This is a genomic window from Clostridium sp. LS (assembly GCF_002760435.1).
Taxonomy (GTDB): domain Bacteria; phylum Bacillota; class Clostridia; order Clostridiales; family Clostridiaceae; genus Clostridium.
This window is the reverse complement of record NZ_AUUU01000099.1, coordinates 1-18,247: the sequence shown is the minus strand read 5'-3', so window position 1 is coordinate 18,247 and position 18,247 is coordinate 1. Positions and strand designations below refer to the sequence as shown.

Annotated in this window: 14 protein-coding genes; 7 read left to right on the top strand and 7 right to left on the bottom strand. The window is 30.0% G+C overall.

From position 1 onward, the window contains the following. The first annotated feature begins 300 nt into the window (after positions 1–300). The 7 genes from COL3_RS19810 (at position 301) to COL3_RS19780 (ending at position 8,945) form a co-directional block, all read left to right on the top strand. Entirely contained in the window at positions 301–780 is a 480-nt protein-coding gene (locus COL3_RS19810) for a hypothetical protein (protein ID WP_008428656.1), read from the top strand. Positions 781–1,478: 698 nt separating this feature from the next. Then, a complete protein-coding gene (locus COL3_RS19805; RefSeq protein WP_008428658.1) occupies positions 1,479–2,648 on the top strand; it encodes a galactokinase in 1,170 nt (389 codons plus the stop codon). A gap of 110 nt (positions 2,649–2,758) precedes the next feature. Beyond that, positions 2,759–3,757: a UDP-glucose 4-epimerase GalE gene (galE, locus tag COL3_RS19800; protein WP_008428660.1), complete on the top strand. Its 999-nt coding sequence runs from the start codon at positions 2,759–2,761 to the stop codon at positions 3,755–3,757. Between the two features lie 133 nt (positions 3,758–3,890). Then, positions 3,891–5,390, top strand: coding sequence for a UDP-glucose--hexose-1-phosphate uridylyltransferase (galT, locus tag COL3_RS19795; RefSeq protein ID WP_008428661.1), 1,500 nt, complete (start codon positions 3,891–3,893; stop codon positions 5,388–5,390). Between the two features lie 12 nt (positions 5,391–5,402). Next, entirely contained in the window at positions 5,403–6,416 is a 1,014-nt protein-coding gene (locus tag COL3_RS19790) for a LacI family DNA-binding transcriptional regulator (protein WP_008428663.1), read from the top strand. Between the two features lie 364 nt (positions 6,417–6,780). Then, the gene (locus COL3_RS19785) at positions 6,781–8,205 is read left to right on the top strand and encodes a putative DNA modification/repair radical SAM protein (protein WP_008428665.1); all 1,425 of its coding nucleotides are present in this window, start codon (positions 6,781–6,783) and stop codon (positions 8,203–8,205) included. A 2-nt stretch (positions 8,206–8,207) separates the two neighbouring features. Continuing rightward, positions 8,208–8,945, top strand: a complete 738-nt coding sequence (locus COL3_RS19780) for a TIGR03915 family putative DNA repair protein (RefSeq protein ID WP_008428667.1) — start codon at positions 8,208–8,210, stop codon at positions 8,943–8,945. A 145-nt stretch (positions 8,946–9,090) separates the two neighbouring features. Here the strand turns inward: COL3_RS19780 and COL3_RS19775 are convergent, their stop codons facing one another. The 7 genes from COL3_RS19775 to COL3_RS19745 all read right to left on the bottom strand — a co-directional run bounded on the left by COL3_RS19775 (position 9,091) and on the right by COL3_RS19745 (position 17,852). Then, entirely contained in the window at positions 9,091–9,651 is a 561-nt protein-coding gene (locus COL3_RS19775) for a carbonic anhydrase (RefSeq protein ID WP_008428669.1), read from the bottom strand. 91 nt (positions 9,652–9,742) lie between these two features. Continuing rightward, positions 9,743–10,801, bottom strand: a complete 1,059-nt coding sequence (locus COL3_RS19770; protein ID WP_008428670.1) for a galactose ABC transporter substrate-binding protein — start codon at positions 10,799–10,801, stop codon at positions 9,743–9,745. 79 nt (positions 10,802–10,880) lie between these two features. Then, a complete protein-coding gene (locus COL3_RS19765; RefSeq protein WP_008428671.1) occupies positions 10,881–11,948 on the bottom strand; it encodes a galactose ABC transporter substrate-binding protein in 1,068 nt (355 codons plus the stop codon). Between the two features lie 370 nt (positions 11,949–12,318). Beyond that, the gene (locus COL3_RS19760; protein ID WP_008428672.1) at positions 12,319–13,374 is read right to left on the bottom strand and encodes a galactose ABC transporter substrate-binding protein; all 1,056 of its coding nucleotides are present in this window, start codon (positions 13,372–13,374) and stop codon (positions 12,319–12,321) included. 61 nt (positions 13,375–13,435) lie between these two features. Next, positions 13,436–14,416: a substrate-binding domain-containing protein gene (locus tag COL3_RS19755; protein WP_008428673.1), complete on the bottom strand. Its 981-nt coding sequence runs from the start codon at positions 14,414–14,416 to the stop codon at positions 13,436–13,438. Beyond that, positions 14,416–16,224, bottom strand: a complete 1,809-nt coding sequence (locus COL3_RS19750; RefSeq protein WP_008428674.1) for a sensor histidine kinase — start codon at positions 16,222–16,224, stop codon at positions 14,416–14,418. The genes COL3_RS19755 and COL3_RS19750 overlap by 1 nt, the downstream gene beginning before the upstream one ends. Before the next feature lie 11 nt (positions 16,225–16,235). Then, positions 16,236–17,852 carry a response regulator gene (locus COL3_RS19745; RefSeq protein WP_099716693.1) on the bottom strand — a complete coding sequence of 539 codons (1,617 nt, stop codon included), beginning with the start codon at positions 17,850–17,852 and terminating at the stop codon, positions 16,236–16,238. Positions 17,853–18,247: the final 395 nt, after the last annotated feature.

Sequence of the window (18,247 nt, the reverse complement as noted above, 5' to 3'; positions counted from 1 at the left end):
TTTCTTCCTTAATCATTCATCATTCATTTTTCACCACTCAAAAATCTCACAATCGTATATATCACTCAATTTCAACAATTAATAATTCTATAATTTCCTACGACTTTAAAAAAGAACTAAGATCAATTTTCTCAGTTCTCATTAATATATTTATTTTATTCACTTTTCCTTCTTTTATTCCATCGCTTCATTAATTAGATGCTTTCTACAAATATTATTAGGACGTAAATTATCTTTTTGTATCCTTTTGTGCTTAACTGCAATAAACTATATTATAACAATTAATAGTAAGGTGGTAAAATGAATCCTTTAATTAATATGCTGTTAGCTTCACTTTTTAATGGCATGGGCGGAGGAATGCGAAATCCCATGATGGGAGGCAATCCGAACCAATCTGGAGGCATGAATCCCAATATGAACATGATGGGCGGCAATCCTCTATTAAACATGCTTATGGGAAGTATGGGCGGCGGCATGAATAATATGAATGGCAATCCATTAATGAATATGCTGATGGGGAATATGGGCAATATGAATGGTATGGGTAGTATGAATAATATGAATAATACCAATACTAATCCATTTAACAATTCCAATGCCAATACCAATGCTAATTCTAGTAATGCCAACAGTAATTCATTTAATAACAGTAATGGGGCTGCTCCAAACTTAAATGATATTAGTTCCATTTTAAGTATGCTAATGGCAAACTCTAATAACATGGGCATGAATACCATGAATAACAATATGAATAGAAATTCTTATTCAAAAAAAAGATAAGGATGCCAATAGGCAGCTTAACTCATAAGCTGCCTATTTGATTATGCGTATATACAGCATATAAATTATACTTACGCGCAAATTAATCGAAATTAGATACATGTTTGTTCCTCAGGACTATGAAAATATCGCTGAAAGCACTAAAATGGAGGTTGTGCCTAATTTAGCTTGCTCCAACTATTTAGTTGGACAAGCTAAATTAGAACAACCTCCCTTTAAGCGCTTTTAGCAGCTCATTTTCAAATGCCTGTTTCACAAACATGTATCTAATTTCTTTGCCTTAATTTGCGCTTAAATATAATTAACTGTGGTATAAATGCATTCATTTATAAGTAGATAAGAATTTAATATTGGTATATAACTAATTTCACTTTTGTTTAGGAAAACAGAAAACATTTTTTATGAAGTCAAATCTCAGTTTATAATTGTATAGTAAGCCTTTTCTATTAATTTGCTTAATTATATTTATTACTTATTGTTTGGTTTATGAATGATAGGTTACTATTTTAAGCTAATACAACTTCTATCGATACATAAATGTAAATATATACATTTGTGAATTAAAGTCATTTTTATTATACTAATGTTAATTTTAATTAAAAATTATTATTCTTTGTAATTTATTATAAAAATTTAAAATACCTATTTACTTTTTTATAGTAAGCGGTTACTATAAAAATAAGAAGGAGGAATGAAATATGCAAGATATTAATTTATTAAAAAGTAATTTTACTGATTTATTTAAGAAGGACTCTGAGAATGTTTTCTTTTCACCAGGTAGAGTTAATTTAATTGGTGAGCATACTGATTATAATGGTGGTAATGTTTTCCCTTGTGCTCTTACAATAGGAACTTATGCTTTAGTAAGAAAAAGAGAAGATAAAAAAGTTTTAGTCAGCTCTTTAAATTTCGAAGAACTAGGAATTATAGAATTTGATTTAGAAAATATGGTTTATAAAAAACAGCACGACTGGGCTAATTATCCTAAAGGAGTAATTAAAACTTTTGAAAATCACGGCCATAATATTTCTAATGGTTTTGAAATATTATTCTATGGGAATATCCCTAATGGATCAGGATTATCTTCTTCTGCTTCAATAGAAGTTTTAATGGGTACAATATTAAATGATTCATTTAATTTAAATATTGATATGGTAGATATAGTTAAAATGTGCCAAGAAGCTGAAAATAAGTTCATTGGAGTAAATTGTGGAATAATGGATCAATTTGCTATCGGCATGGGAAAAGAAAATTGTGCTATTCTTTTAGATTGTAATACTTTAAAATATTCTTATAGCACCTTAGCTATGGATGGTTATAAAATAGTAATTGCTAATACAAACAAAAAACGAGGACTCGCTGATTCTAAATATAACGAAAGACGTAGTGAGTGTGAAACTGCTTTAGCAGAAATACAAAAGTTAAAAAATATAAATGCCTTAGGTGAACTTACAGAGGAAGAATTTGAAGAAATTAAATCTTGTATTTCAGATCCTATTAAGGCAAAAAGGGCTAAGCACGCAGTATATGAAAATAGAAGAACTTTAAAGGCAGTAAAGGCTTTAGAAGCTAACGACTTGGCTTTATTCGGAAAACTTATGAATGATTCTCATATTTCTTTAAGAGATGACTATGAAGTTACAGGAATAGAATTAGATACTTTAGTTTCTCTTGCTTGGGAAAGTGACGGCGTAATTGGAGCTCGTATGACAGGCGCAGGCTTTGGCGGATGTACAGTAAATATTGTAAAAGAAGATTGTATAGATTCATTTATAGAAAAAGTAAAAGCTGAATATACAAACAAAATTGGATATGAACCTAGCTTCTACGTAGTTAGTATTTCAGACGGAACAAGAAAAATCAGTTAAAATTTGTTTAATAAAAACTTAATTAATAAAATTATTGTTTATGAAATAGAATAGATTCAGATGAATTAATTTTCTGAGTAAATATCTATTAAAATAAAGGAGATGTTAATATGTCAATATTAGTTTGTGGTGGTGCTGGATACATTGGTTCACATACAGTACATGAACTTATAAAACAAAATAAAGACGTTATAATAGTTGATAATTTGCAATCAGGTCATATAAAGGCTGTTCACCCAAAAGCAAAATTCTATAAAGGGGATATTCGTGACTCTGAATTTTTAGATAAAGTTTTTTCTGAAAATAATATTGAAGCTATTATACATTTTGCTGCTAATTCCCTAGTTGGCGAGAGTATGGTGAAGCCTTTACTATACTTCAATAATAATGTATATGGAATGCAAGTTTTACTTGAAAGCATGGTAAAACACGATATAAAGAATATTGTTTTCTCTTCAACTGCAGCTGTATATGGAGAACCAAAGAAAATTCCTATCTGTGAAGACGATGAAACAAATCCTACCAACACTTATGGTGAAACAAAATTAACTATGGAAAAAATGATGAAATGGGTTAACAAGGCTAATGGGATAAATTATGTTTCATTAAGATACTTTAATGCGGCAGGTGCTTTAGAAGACGGAAGCATCGGTGAAGACCACTCTCCTGAAAGCCACTTAATACCATTAATTCTTCAAGTTCCTCTTGGAAAAAGAGAAGCTATAACTGTTTTTGGTGAAGATTATGATACTCCTGACGGTACTTGTATAAGAGATTATATCCATGTACTTGATTTAGCTGATGCACACATTAAAGCTGTTGAGTATTTACTAAATGGTAATGAAAGTAATATCTTTAATCTAGGTAATGGTGTTGGCTTTAGCGTAAAAGAAATGATTGATTCAGCTAAGGAAGCAACTAGCGAAGAAATTAACGTTGTTGTAGGCGAAAGAAGAGCTGGAGATCCTGCAAGGTTAATAGCTTCAAACGAAAAAGCACAAAAAATCCTAGGATGGACTCCTAAATATACTGATGTGAAGGCTATTATCAAAACAGCTTGGACATGGCACAAAAACAATCCTAATGGCTTTGAAGACAGAGAACTTTAATCAGTTATAAGTTAACAATTCACAGTTTACAGTTAAGGAGGAAAAGCCTACGGCTTTTCAAACGAATACTTTTTAGAAATCCCCAAAAGGGATTTCATCCTTAACTTGTCACTAAGATTAAGGGGGTTTTAACATGATAAATATAAATCATGAAATAAATAGACTTATAAATTTTGCATTAAAAAAGGAACTTATAACTGCTGACGACGTAATATATTCTACTAACATGTTACTTGGAACTCTAAATATTAATGAGTTTGAAGTTTCCGAAGTTTTTGAAGACCTTGAAACTCCAACTCCTATTTTAGAAAATATTTTAGATTACGCTTGTGAAAATCAATTAATTGAAAATACAGTAACTGAAAGAGATTTATTTGATACTGCAATTATGAATTGCGTTATGCCAAGACCTTCAGAAGTTATTAGTAAATATAATAACTTATACAATCTATCCCCACAAAAGGCTACTGAATACTACTATGATTTGAGCATAGCTTCCAATTATATTAGAAAAGATAGAATTGATAAGAATATAGTTTGGAAAGCACCTACTGAGTATGGTGACCTAGATATAACTATTAATTTATCAAAGCCCGAAAAAGATCCAAGAGATATAGCTAAGGCTAAACTAGTTAAATCCAGCTCATATCCAAAATGTTTATTATGTAAAGAAAATGAAGGATTTTATGGACATATAAATCATCCTGCAAGGCAAACACATAGAATTATACCTTTAGATTTTGATACGCAAAAATATTATTTGCAGTACTCCCCTTATACTTATTATAATGAGCATTGTATAATATTAAATAGTGAACATATCCCTATGAAAATCAATAAAGACACTTTTAGAAATTTATTAGCATTCACGGATATACTGCCTCATTACTTTGCTGGATCAAATGCTGATTTACCTATAGTTGGCGGTTCAATACTGTCTCACGATCACTATCAAGGAGGTCACTATACTTTTGCTATGGAGGAAGCTCCAGTAGAAAAGAAATATACAATTAAAAATTACGAAGATATTGAAATAGGACGAGTTAAATGGCCTATGTCTGTCATTAGAATTTCAAGTGCTAATAAAGATAGGCTATTAGATTTAGCAGATGAAATTTTATCTTCTTGGAGAAGTTATTCTGATGAATCTGTAGATATAATTAGTCATACAAATGATGAACCACATAATACAATAACTCCTATTGCAAGAAAAAGAGAGAATAAGTATGAACTTGACTTAGTTCTACGAAATAATAGAACTAGCGCTGAGCATCCTCTTGGTATTTTCCATCCTCATGATGAAGTCCATCATATTAAAAAGGAAAATATAGGTCTTATAGAAGTTATGGGGCTTGCAGTTCTTCCTGCTAGATTAAAAGATGAGTTAAATACTCTAAAAGAATATTTAATTAATAAAAAAGCTGATATTTCAAATGATGAAGCTGTAGCAAAACACTCTGATTGGTATAAATACCTTTTAGAAAAATACCCAAATTTATCTAATGAAAACGTTGATGGTATATTAGAAGACGAAGTTGGTCTTAAATTTTTAGAAGTATTATGTCATGCTGGCGTATTCAAAAGAAATGATTTAGGATTTGCTGCTTTTGATAAATTTATAAATATATTATAAGGTGGAGTAATTATGAAAATAACTATAGTAGACGTGGCTAAAAAAGCAAATGTTTCTGTTGCAACAGTTTCAAGAGTGATGAATGGAAATTACCCTGTAAAAGAAGAAACTAGAAAGAAAGTATTAGAAGTAATAGAGGAACTTAAATATATTCCTAATATGCAAGCACGTGAACTTACGCAGCAAAAGTCTGCTACTATAGGTGTTGTGGTTCCTAGTATTAATAATATGTTTTTCCCAGAAGTTATCAACGGGATTGAAAGCAGCTTAAAGGTTAATTCTTTATCTTTAGTTTTAGTCTGCAGTAACAATGACAGCGAAGAAGAAAAAACATGTATCAATAATTTATTATCTAGGAATGTTTCTGGAATAATAGTTATCGATCCTAGCACAGAAAATATAAAGGCTAAATTTTATCACAATATTGCAAAGCAAACTCCACTTGTGTTTGTAAATGGACATTCAGTATCTAATAATATTTCATCAGTAGTTAATGATGAAGCTATGGGCGCAAGTATGGCTTTAAATCACCTTATAGAAAATAATCACAAAGATATTTTATTCGTTAGAGGACGAGATAGTTATTCTTATGATATAAAAGAAAAAGTCTATAAAGAGACAATGGAAGAGTTAAGAAATTATAATGCGAAAAATATTATCAACATTGGTAATGGAAATAGTAGTGATACTGTGGACAATACTGTTAATATATTTCTTGATGTATTAAAGAAATCCTCTGCAACTGCTGTTTTTGCATGTAATGATCTTATGGCTGTCGGTGTTCTTAATGCTTGTAAGAAACTGAATATAAATGTACCAAAAAAACTATCAATTATTGGGTTTGATAATATAGATTTAAGTAAATTTGTGGAACCCAAGTTAACTACTATAGATCAAAATATGTTTCTTCTAGGATCAAATGCAGCTTCGCTTTTAATCGAGAAGATTGAATACGATAATTTACATAGTAAAAGAATAATCCTTATGAACTCTTTAATTGAACGCGAAACCGTAAGCCCAGTATAAAATATATAAACACTAAGTATATTAGTTTTAAGTATAAATAAACCATAAAATTGGCTATATGTTCACTGTCTAGGACTATTAAGATTATGCTAGAAAATACTAATAGAACTCCCCTCTACTAGTATGCTTTTAACAGCTTTTCTTATAAGTCTTCCCAGTGAGCATATAGCCAATTTTTGTTTTGCTTTTTAGAGAAAATCTAGTTTTGCACATTTCTACAAAAAATTAATTACCCCGTTGCAACAGAACATATATTCGTATATAATATAAACGAATATATGTTCTGTAATTATATTCCTGTATTAGTGTAGATTATATGCTATTTTATAAAAGTTTCATGTTGTAAAAAGGAAGTGTACGCAAAATGGATTTAATGGAAAAACTAAAAATTTTATCTAATGCCGCAAAATATGATGTATCTTGTTCTTCTTCTGGTTCCAAAAGAAAAAATACTAATAATGGGATTGGTAATGCATCTGAAGCTGGTATTTGTCATAGCTTTACTCCTGATGGGCGTTGTATTTCGCTGCTTAAGATACTATTCTCAAACGATTGTGTATTTGACTGTAAATACTGTATTAATGGTTCCTCAAGAGATTTTTCAAGGGTGAGTTTTACTCCCGAGGAAGTTTGCGAGCTTACAATTAATTTTTATAAACGTAATTATATTGAAGGTTTATTTTTAAGTTCTGCCATAATTAATAATCCAAATTACACTATGGAACTTTTGCTTAAGACTGTTAGAAAATTGCGTTTGGAGAAAAAATTTAATGGATATATTCATTTAAAAGCTATACCTGGTGCTGATGAAGCATTAATTGAGCAGGCCGGTACTTATGTTGACAGAATGAGTGTTAACATAGAACTTCCATCTAGTGACAGTCTAAAGCTTCTCGCCCCACAAAAAAGTAAAGAAAAAATCTTAAAACCGATGAAGATAATAAAAAATTCAATAATTAATTATAGTGAAATGAAAAAAAGTATAAAGAGTACACCTCTTTTTGTTCCTGGAGGCCAAAGTACTCAATTAATCGTGGGAGCTACTCCAGAAAGTGACGGAAAAATAATCAAGCTTTCAGAAGCTCTTTATAATAAATATAGTTTGAAGAGAGTTTACTATTCTGCTTATGTTCCTGTAATTAAGGATAATAAACTTCTTCCTGATATAACTCACCCTCCTATGCTTAGAGAACACAGATTATATCAAGCTGATTGGCTTCTTAGATATTATGGCTTTAGAGCTAATGAACTTTTGAAGAATGATGATGATAATTTCGATTTAGATTTTGATCCAAAAACCTCATGGGCATTATCAAATTTAAATGAATTCCCAGTAGAAATTAATAAAGCTTCTTATGAGAAATTGCTGCGAATTCCAGGCATAGGGGTTACTTCAGCTAAAAAAATTTTAAAAATTAGAAGAGTTCATAATTTAACCTTTGAAGATCTAAAGAATATTAGAGTTGTCCTAAAGAGAGCAAAATACTTTATTACTTGTAGTGGAAAATATTATGGTGATGTTTTATTTGATGATGTTAGAATAAGAAATAAACTTTTAGAATTGGATTTACCTAAAAATAGTAAGATAAATATTAACCAGCTATCTTTCTTTGATATGCTGTCACTAGATGAAAAAACTACTCCTTCTGGCATTATACTTTCTGGAAAAAACACATCATTTTCTAATAAAATTTTTAATCAAAATGAAACAACTTCGAATATTTTCCTGCCAAAGGTAAATACGCTGCAAATAAGTGATAAAATTACTTCAATAAGCGGGGAGTTTTGATTATGAATATTTATATTTATGATGACACCTTTGAAGGTTTATTAACTACTATATATGATATATTTTATGCTAAAGTATTACCAATATCAATTTACGGCAAAAGCGAATCTACAGCTCCCCTTTTACTTGGGGAAATTCTCGAAATTACTACTGATATGAGAAAATTTAGAAAGGTAAAAAATGCAGTTATTGACAAAGTAGATTACCTTTCGCTAAAAAAAATCTACTTAGTATATCTTAGTAATAATGAAGATAAAGCTATGATAATACTTAAATATTTGAAAATAGCCTTTAAGCTCGGCCATGATGTTCATAATTTTTTAAATATAGATATAATAAGACTTGTAGATAATATTAATAAGCAGGTTTCATACGAATGTCACAGATTTGAAGGCTTTGTTCGATTTAGTTACATTGATGATAAATTCTTATATTCATCTATTGAACCTGATAATGATATTTTAGAGCTGCTCGGTGATCACTTTAAAAATAGATTTTCTAATGAATACTTTATTATTCATGATATTTCCCGGGAAAAGGCTTTAATTTATAATACAAATTTTTATGAAATAGTTGATACGTATAATGAAACCTATGAAAAACTTAAATATCATAATGATGAATATGCAAATCTTTGGAAAGCTTATTTTAAATCTACTACTATAGAAGAACGTAAAAATCTCAGACTTCAATGCAGATTTATGCCCAAGAGATACTGGAAACATATAATAGAAACCTGATCAAGTTATAAATTATAAGCTATAAGTGATAAATTTAAAGTGACAAGTTTATGGGGAAAATCATAGAGCTTTTCTAATACATTCTTAAAAAATCTCAACATAGCCCTCCTAAACTTATCACTTTTTACTTCTTACTTATAGCTTATTAGTTTTCACCATTTACTATAACTTCTAATTCTCCTGTATCTGGACTCATAATAAGACCATGAACTTTTATATCTTTTGGTATTAATGGATGATTCTTTATCATTCTTACACTTTCCTTAATTGATTCTTCAACAGATTCAAATCCATGAAGCCATCCTTCAACATTAACTCCTGAATTATTTAAGGTTGCTATAATTTCTTCATTTATGCCTCTATTTATCATCTTGTTAACAAGACTCTTGGTATCTAAATTACTCATACCACAACCGTGATGTCCTATTACAAAAACATCTTCTGCCCCAAATTCATATACTGCAACTAATATACTTCTCATTACCCCTCCAAATGGATGCATAACAGTTGCCCCAGCATCTTTTATAATTTTGGCATCACCATTTTTTATGTTCATAGCTTTTGGTAACAATTCCGTAAGTCTAGTATCCATACATGATAGTATCGCCATTTTTTTCTTAGGAATTTTAGTTGTTACATATTCCTCGTAATCTTTATTCTGTACAAACTTTGAATTAAACTCCATTATTTCTTCTATTTTACTCATTAGCCCCACATCCTTTATAAATAATTTATTATAATAATATTAAGTTAACTTAATATTATTGTAAAGTTAATTATCTTAAATTTTACAAACGTTATTGGATATTTTGAATGTATTCCTTATAAGGTATACGTACTGAAACCCCTGTATCATCAAACTTGTATGGTGTACCCTCAAGTGGTGGTCTGCCATGTACTAAATTCATACCGATTTCATAAGTTGCTTCCGCCATTGAATCCGCATCTTGAAGAACTGAACCTGTCATATATCCTTTTTTAATTAACTCTTGGGCCTCTGGTATTGCATCCACTCCAACAACTGTTATTGTTTTATTTTTATCTCCTTTGTTATATCCATACTTTTGTAATACTTCAATAGCGCCTATGGCCATTGCATCATTATTTGAAATTACAGCTTCAATTTTATCACCATTTTGTAAAAATACTTGTTCCATAACCTCTCTCGCTAAATCTTCTCTCCAATTAGCTACTCTTAATGCAATTTCCTGTGTTCGTATTCCAGCATCGTTGACTGTTAAAATGGAATACTTAGTTCTACCAATTGCCTCCAAATTATTGGTTGGACCCATTAACATAACATATTGCAATATCCCATCACCATTTCTATCTATGGATTTCCTATTATTATTCCAAGCATTAATAAGAATTTTTCCCTGTAATATTCCTGCTTCCTCTGGTTTTGTTCCTACAAAATAAGCTTTATTATAGGATCTAACTGAATCAATATTAGGCGGCTCTATATTAAACAAGCCTACTGGAATATTTTTTTCTTTAACTTTATTAATTATATATTGAGAGCCACTTGTGCTTGCTAAATTTAATAATACAATATCTACATTCCCTTTTTGAAGTACCAAATCTAAATTTTGATTTTGAATTAATTGACTATTTTTGCAGTCATAAAAAGTAAATTCAATTTTGCCTTCATTTTTCTTTTGAATTTCTTCAAAACTCTGCTTAAGTAATAAAGTATATGGATCATCTTCTGTACGTAATAATACAGCGGCTTGAACAGGTCTTTGTTTACCTTGATCTAAACTTGCGTTAGCAAACACTTTATCACAATTAAGAAATATATTTGTTATCATAGTTACAATAACCATGGCAGTTATTATTTTCTTAAATTTTTTCATTTTATCCTCCACTTTAATTCTATACTTAAGTTCCACATACCTAAATATATTTGTAATTAACTAAGACTTGAATGTACTATCATACATTGTTACCTGTATACTCCTTATAAGGAATACGTACTGCAACTCCAGTTTCATCAAATTTATATGGCGTCCCTTCAAGTGGAGGCCTTCCATATACTAAATTTATTCCAATGTCATAAGTTGCTTCCGCCATAGCTTGAGCATCTTGAAGTACTGATCCTGTCATAATTCCTTCTTTAATCAATTTCTGAGCTTCTGGTATGGCATCAACTCCAACAACAGCTATTGTTTTACTTCCTGGTCCTTTGTTATATCCATATTTCTGTAATACTTCAATGGCACCTATTGCCATTGCATCATTATTTGCAATTACTACTTCTATTTTATCTCCGTTTTGCAAAAATAATTGTTCCATGGCATCTTTAGCTAATTGTTCCTCCCAATTACAAACTCTTGATGCTAGTTCTTGTGTAGCAATTCCTGCATCATTAATTGTTAGAACTGAATATTTTGTTCTACCAATTGCCTCCAAATTATTTAACGGACCCATTAACATAATAAATTGCATTATATTATCCCCGTTCTTATCTATAGCCGCTTTATCCTTATTCCATGCATTAATAAGAATTTTTCCTTGTAATATTCCTGCCTCTGCTGGGTTTGTTCCTACATAATAAGCTTTATTATAAGATCTAACTACATCAATATTAAGAGGTTCTCTATTAAATAAAACTACTGGAATATTTTTCTCTTTAATTTTATTAATAATTGATTGCGAAGGTGCAGGATAAACTGATTCATCCACTAAATTTAAAAATATAAGATCTGCTGTACCTTTATTAAGAATTGAATTAATATATTGATTCTGAATAGATTGACTTTTTTGACAATCGTAAAAAGTAAATTCTACTTTACCTTCATTCTTCTTTTGAATTTCCTCGAATCCTTGCTTTACCAAAGAAAGATAAGGATCATAAGTTTGAAATAATATACTTACTCTTACAGGAACCCCATTACTAATTCTTAATTCAGAGTTAGCAAGCACCTTGTTATATCCGAAAGATATATTGATTATAATAATTAAGTTTATAATTACTATTAATATCTTTTTGAAGCTTTTCATTTCAATCCTCCATGCACTTTACTTAACCCAATAAAAAAGTTTAGTATTATTTTGATCCTTCTATACTGATATTTTAGCTTTAACAAGTAAACATAATTTTATGTGCAAAAAAATAATTATACTCATAAAGAAAATTTAAAATAAACATAAATGTTTATAGTTTAAATAATTTTCTCTATAAATATAATTATTCCTTAAAATTATCTTATTAGGCACATGAAAGAAAATAACAAGTCCAAAATGTCATGATTATTTTTCATCAGGCAAGGAAGCGGATTGATCTCATAGCGAGCCTATTAGGGCAATCTGCTGACATAGCATGATGGAAAATAGGCTTGACAGATGGACTTGTTATTTTTTTGATTGTGCCTTATTTCTTTTCTAAGTATAAATCTACATTTTCGCTTGTAACCTCAGTATGCGGAATCTTAATATATTTTCCTTTTTCTAATCCTTCTACAGAATTTACATATCCATGGGTAGCTAATGTATATGCCAAATTAAAAATTGCATTTGCCTGTTTTTTTGAATCGTTAATAATTGTCCCAGCCATGGATCCATTTTTTACTGCTTCTAAGGCTTTAGGCAGCCCATCAACTCCAACCACAAGAGGTCTACGATCTACTGGAATATTTGCATTTTCAAGAGCTTGTATTGCTCCAAGAGCCATATCATCGTTATTGCTTAAAACAACTTCTATCTTATCGCCATAGTTTTTAATCCATTGAGTCATTTTTGTTGTTGCTTGAGCATTTTGCCAATTCGCTGTATCATCTGCTAACTTTTCTAACTCAATCCCATTTTGAGTTATAGTCTTAATGCAATATTCTGATCTAATTAAAGCATCTTGATGGCCTTGTTCACCTTCAAGCATTACATATTGAATTTTGCCATCTCCATTTTTATCTACACTCCTTTGATCTTTCTTATATGCATTTACAATTATATTTGCTTCCATCTCACCAGATTGTTCCGCTTGACCTCCAACATAATATAACTTATTCCATCTTTGCATATCTTCTTCTACTGGTTCTCTATTGAAGAAGACAATCGGTATATCGGCTGCCCTAGCTTTATCGATTATAGTTGATGCTGCAGTACGATCTACTAAATTTACACATATAATATCATACTTTTGTGAAACAAATTTATCAACTTGATCGCTCTGATTAATTAAGCTTCCTTTGGCATCTACGATGTTAACATCTATTTTATATTTTCCTTGACTTTCTTTTTCTTTTGCTATATCTTCAAGATTTTTGGTAATCATAGATATAAATGCATCATCCTGTTTATATAGTGTAACACCAATTTTTATTTCTTTAACATTATTACTTATTGCATTCACATTTGCATTACATGCTGATAATAAGTTAAAAATTGGTAGTACTACTAAGACCCCACATAACTTCCTAATTAGTTTCACCCTAAATCACCCCGTAACATAATTCTGTTAGGTATTAAGCAACATTATTGACTGCAAAAACCTATCTTATAAATGGGAATAATAATCTTTGATTTTCTTCGGAATACATGTTTTTTCTATTAATTACAGTAGAAGAAATAGCATTATTATCTATATTACGTCCATTAATTTTATTTACTGCTGTCTTTACGCTCAGATATCCTACATTAAATTCATTTTGTATTGCAGTTGTATTAATTATATTATCCTCTAAAAAAGAAATAATGTTACTTGTACTCCCTGTTCCATAAATTTCAATATCACCTTTACTTTTATCCATATTCATTAAGTCTTTTTTCACTTTAGCTACACTTTCTAATATGCTTGTATCAAATGCTACAACTATGTTAATATTATTATCCTCTAATAATTTCTTTGCTCCATTATAGTAGGATGATTGTTTGTCCATCTCCACCTCCAATGGAATACAATTGTTATTTGTTTTTTCCATAACACTCATAAAGCCTTCATATCTTTCTTTAATACTGCTGCATTCCATATTGTTTTTTATTACAGCAATGTTACTAGATTCATGCCAATTTTTTATTATTTCTTCTGCCAAGCTTACCCCAAGCTTATAATTATCACAAGAGATACTTGGAAGTACAGCATCTGAATCAACTTTTGAGTCAAATAATATTACTGGTACTTTTTTCATTGCACTCTCTATAGGTTTAACCATTTTTTCATAATCTGTTGGCGATATAATTATTGCGTCTGCTTTATTTTTTATTTCTCTGTCAATAAGCTGTTGTTGTTCAAGGACACTGTTTTCCTCCGATAAAGTAATAAAACTTATATTAACATTCATTTCTGAAGCTGCTTGATCAATGCCTTGTCTCATTGTCATCAAACTTTCACTGTTTTTCCCTCTCGTTATTACTGAAATATTATAGTTTTTTTTATCTTTTTCATGCCATAATGTATCACTTAAAAGAAGTAGAAAAGATAGTATTAACAATAAAAACAAAATAATAAAAGTTTGCTTTCTTCTCTTTCTCACTATCTTACTTCCCCCTCTTTTTTCATCTCAAAATAATTCACACATGGCATGTGAATCCTAATTGTTGTCCCTTCATCTGGTTCACTATAAATTTCAAGTCCATAGTTTTTTCCAAAATAAAGTTGTATTCTCTCATGAACGTTTTTTAATCCTATGCCTGAACTTTTCTTTTCAATTTTACTTTCATTGGTTAAAAGGGTATCAGCAATTTCCTGAAGCATACCAAGTCCATTATCAATTACATCAATATACAATTCCTTTTCTTTTGCATATGCTTTTACTAGAATCTCACCATCTCCTCCCATAAATTCCATACCATGATATATAGCATTTTCTATTAATGGTTGAATAATCAATTTGATGCTTGCTAAATCAAGAGTTTCTTCCTCTACTTCTATATTATAAATAAACTTATTTTTGTAACGTATATTTTGAATTGTCAAATAATTACGCGCATGTTCAATTTCGTCTCTTACTGTTATTATATTTTTTCCTTTGCTTAAACTTATTCTAAAAAGTTTAGCTAAAGCTGTTACCATCGTAATGGCCCCATCATAATTTTCATTTTCTATCATCCATATAATAGAATCTAATGTGTTATATAAAAAATGAGGATTAATCTGTGCTTGAAGTGCATTTAATTCACTTTTTCGCTTTGATTCCTGTTCTGTCATTATATTATCCATAAGAGTGTGCATTTGGTTTACCATGGATTTAATTGCTTTTCCTAAATGCTGAATTTCATAGGAACCACTAATTGAAATATCTACATCCTTTACACCATTTTCAAGTTTCTTCACACACTTCTCTAAAGATTTTATTGGATTAGCTATGCGGGAAGAAACAAACATGTTTAAAAATACAAGAATGAAAATAGCAAAAAACATAATAAACACTGCAAAGATACTCATTTGATAATAATCAGATGTAATATCCGTCATAGGAGTTACTCCAACGATTTTCCACCCAGTATATCCAACTGTTTTAACAGTAACTAATCTTTTTTCACCTTGAAAAGTTTCTATATGATTTCCATCTTCATAATTGGCTTCATATTTATTATTTTCTTCAATTAAATTTGAATAAATTAATTGCTGCCTAGGGTGATATATTATCTCCCCTTCTCTATCAATCAAGTACACATAACCTGATTTACCTACATTTACATTTTTACAAATCTGCTCAATACCACTAAAGTTTATGTCAACTAATAAGACACCTGAAGTAGTTTTTTTATTGTTTGTAAGCTCTACTGCCCGGCTAAGGGATACAACCCACCTATACTTGTTATCTGGGTCAGCAAATAAATTTTGAACATGAGGTGTCGAAAAGTGCAGATTTTCTTTTTTATTAACTGCAATGGAAAACCAGTCATTTATTCTTGGATCAACTGAACTTTTTAGTTGTCCAACTGGCGATGCAGCTACCACTTCACCTTTTTGTGAAAAAACGCAAATACTTATAAGAGAGTCTTTATTGGTTTCATATAATAAATCCAATTCCTTATCCAAACTTTCCACTGCTAAGTCTTTCTTTTTAATTACATTGTAATAAGTTGCATCAGATACTTTCATCATATTTCTTAGATATGAATCTAAATTTAGATTAACTTGATCCAACATGGATTTATTATTTTCAGACACCATATCTTCAGTTGAATTAATATACCGCAAATAGAGTGATCCACCTACAATTATCATTCCTGTAACTGCAATTCCTGTAAATGAAATTGATATAATATGTTGTATACTTGCATTTTTAAAATAAGCCATTATCTTCTGTATTCCTGCTCTTATTAAATTAAGCATAGTAAATCAACTCAATTCTTTCTATACTTTGATGGTGATACGCCAAATTTCTTTTTAAAAACATAGCTAAAATAGTTAGCTTCTGGATATCCCACCTTTTCAGCTATTATATATGTTTTATCATCTGTAGTATTTAAAAGTTTAACAGCTTCCTCTAAACGCAGTGTAGTAAGGTAATTTACAAAATTCATGCCCGTCTCACGTTTAAAAATTGTAGAAAAATATGTTGGACTTACATGGAGCTTGGAACAAAGTGTTTCTACAGAAATATCATAGTCACTATAATTGTCCTTTATATACTGTTTTGCCTTCTCTATAAGTAGCATGGAAGAGTTTATTCGTCCCTTTTTAATATATACACTTATCTTAACAGCTTTTTGTATAAGCCACTCTTTAACTTCATTTATAGAATTAAAAGCTTCTAAAAAGCTATAGCAGTCAAAATTCTTTCCAAAAATCTCTTCTATATCTAAATTGTATGCTTGTACTAGTTTTAAAATTGAAGTGATAATTTCCATAAAATAAATTCTATACTTATTAAATGGCAAAAGAAGATCTTCAACTTTTTTAAATAAATTACTTATTATCATTGCAATTTCCTCTTCTGAGGATATCTTAATAGAATTAAGCATTGTTCGTTCTTCCTGCTCCTCTAATTGGAGCTGAATGGAACTATCCGGCTCAACATCATCGATATAAATAGCTTTTCCCGTACCTAGAATAAATCTATAATCCAAGGCACTTTGTGCACTTCTATATGAGAAGCGCATTTCTGGCACACTATTGTACACGTATCCAATTCCAGCTGATATCGTTAAATTCATAATACGTTTATAGATTTTACAAACCTCATTTATTCCCTTTATAAACAGCAATATATCTTCCTTTTTCTCAAAATTTCCTATAACTACTACCATATCAGAATAAAAAAAGCTAATATTTTTACAGAACTTTTCCATGCTCTCATCAACAATTTTCTTAATTGAAACAGGTATCAATGAGGAATCTTGTTGTATTCCCAAGTTACTAGTTCCTTCTTCTAAATTTAAGACACCATCTGCATGAATTAATCCTACTGCTAAGTATTCATATTGAAAATCTATCCCTAAATTTTCCGCCTGCTCATTCCACTGGGCTTCAGTTACTTTACCTTCGATTACGCCTACTAAAAATTGTTCTCTAATTACAGGTAAACTGTTAACATAGTATTTATAAAGGTTTTCAAAATTTCGCTTTTCATTATATTCACGATCCAATTGTTCTTTTAGCCTTACTAAAACTTCAGTAAGTTCGATTGAGTTAATCGGTTTCAGCACATACTCAACTACATTTATTTTTATTGCCTTATGAGCATACTCAAAATCATCACATCCTGAAAATACAATAATCTTTGTTGATGGCATTAATTCCACAAGCTTTTTACCCAACTCCAGTCCATCCATAAATGGCATTTTAATATCAGTCATTATTACATCTGGTTGAAGTTTCTCCGCTTTTTCCAGGGCATCTTGTCCATTTTCTGCGTCACCTACTACAATAAACCCATTTGCTTCCCAATCTATTTTTTTAATAATTCCGAGCCTTATTTCTTCTTCATCATCTACAATCATGATTCTATATAAACTCATTTAATTCCCTCCGATAGATGAATTATTGTTTATGCGTATGCTATACTATTTTATTTTAGTAATTTGAAATTTATTTATTAAAATTTACTAAAATCTTAGTGAAATCTTCCAATGTTATAAATACTATTATACATTATGTATTAAATTATTGCTAGTATGCATAAGAATCATCGTCAGAGACTATTTGTTAAATTAAAATAATAGATGCAAGTAAATGTCCAGTTAATAACTGTAATTCACTTGCATCTTTAATATTAGGCACAATCAAAAAAATAACAAGTCCATTTGCCAAGCCTATTTTCCATCATACTGTGTCAGCAGATTGCCCTAATAGTCCTGGCTATGAGGCCAATCTACTTCCTTGTCTGATGAAAAATAATCATGGCATTTTGGAC